Source organism: Streptomyces sp. NPDC090442 (assembly GCF_044769405.1).
In the GTDB taxonomy this organism is placed as follows: Bacteria; Actinomycetota; Actinomycetes; order Streptomycetales; family Streptomycetaceae; genus Streptomyces.
Genome location: NZ_JBIVXW010000248.1, coordinates 1 through 1,477 on the forward strand (window position 1 = coordinate 1; position 1,477 = coordinate 1,477).

At 63.0% G+C, this 1,477-nt stretch carries 2 protein-coding genes; one reads left to right on the forward strand and one right to left on the reverse strand.

Annotated features, from left to right (window positions below; translation table 11 throughout):
- Nucleotides 1-541: winged helix-turn-helix domain-containing protein (locus ACIQU6_RS44790; protein WP_403488497.1), on the reverse strand; the 541-nt coding region annotated here is incomplete at its 3' end.
- A gap of 468 nt (nucleotides 542-1,009) precedes the next feature.
- Here ACIQU6_RS44790 and ACIQU6_RS44795 point away from each other — a divergent pair.
- Nucleotides 1,010-1,402, forward strand: a complete 393-nt coding sequence (locus ACIQU6_RS44795; RefSeq protein WP_403488499.1) for an HAD family hydrolase — start codon at nucleotides 1,010-1,012, stop codon at nucleotides 1,400-1,402.
- Nucleotides 1,403-1,477: the final 75 nt, after the last annotated feature.

Genomic DNA, 1,477 nt, shown 5'->3' on the forward strand with positions numbered 1-1,477 from the left:
CCCTGGCCTGCCTCGTCTTCGAAGCAGATGTGGGCGCCCAGGTCCGCCGCGGTCTTTTTACCCGTGGCCACACCTGCGCCTTCCACACCTCAACCACCTCCTCGTCCCGCTCCAGCGCCCGCCGTACCGGCACCTGAGCGGACCAACCGTGCCGACGTAGCAGCTTCCACACACCCTGAACCGTGTACCCGATGTGGAACATCCGCCCGATCAGCATCCTGATGCGTTTGAGCGTCCAGCCCTGGAATGCGTCGTCCCACCCATGCGCCAGTGGACCACGCTCCAACTCCCGCTCCAACCGAGCCCATTGGGCCTGACCCAACCGCTCCGCCGAGACCGGACCCTTCGAGCGCAGCGCATCCGCGCCACCGACCTCCCACGCCCTCCGCCAGCGCCGAACCGACCGCGACGTCACCCGCAACTCCCACGCGATGACCTCACTTTTGTCGCCACGCACAAACCGCCCGGCTGCTTCAAGGCGTAACCGCTCACGCCGCTCCTGCTCCGCCGGGGTGTACCCACCCCTCTGCCCATACCGCATGCCACTGTCGTACCGCAGGGATCACGGAACGTCACCACCCCGCGGACGCAACGAGTTCAACCTGAGTATCTCCCTTGGATCCCTCTCTGCAGCGACAGCATGAGTAAAACTTTCATCAATGGCTCATTGAGCTTCTTCAACTCGCTTTCGCGAGGGTGACGTTGCCATCGGCGTTGACTGCTTACTGAGCGGGCGTGGTGTGCTTCTGCCGCCGCGCGTCGCATCACAGCTCGTCACTCGATCGGTGGTCGAGTTGAAGAAGCTCATTGATGAAATCTGGCTGACATCACTCCGGAACTGACTAGCTGTCAGTCACTGGCCGGCGTCGTCTTGCTGTGGCGGAACGTGTCTGGGAAGCGGTCCTTCAGGTGTGGACGCTCTGGGCTGCCGGCGCTGTTCGGATTGCCATCATTCACGTGCGCCCAGGGGAAGTTATGAAGAAATTTCTCGCACCTTTGGAGGACTTGTATGCGTGCACATATTGTGTGGGACTGGAACGGCACGCTGTTGGACGACGTCGATGTGGCGCTTGCGGCCACGAACGCTGCCATCGCGGAGGTGGGACTGTCTCCGCTGAGTCTGGGGCGGTACCGCGAGCTGTACACCGTTCCCGTGTGGGACTTCTACACCAAGCTGCTGGGCCGTGCACCCGCAGAGGAGGAATGGGCTGCGATCAGCAAGGTGTTCAGCGGGCTCTACCGGCCAGGCCTTGCCGCGTGCGGCCTGGCCGACGGTGCGGGCGCTGTGCTCGCGGCGCGTCAGGAGGCCGGTGCCACACAGTCGTTGTGTTCGTTGATGCCTCATGGGGACCTCGTGCCGATGGTGCGCTCCCACGGTATTGACGGGTCGCCCCACGATTGATGATCTTGCTCACGGTTGGGGACATGGAGTGGTTTCTATGAGTTGTCTGGGTTGTGATGACTCATCAGGCTCGCG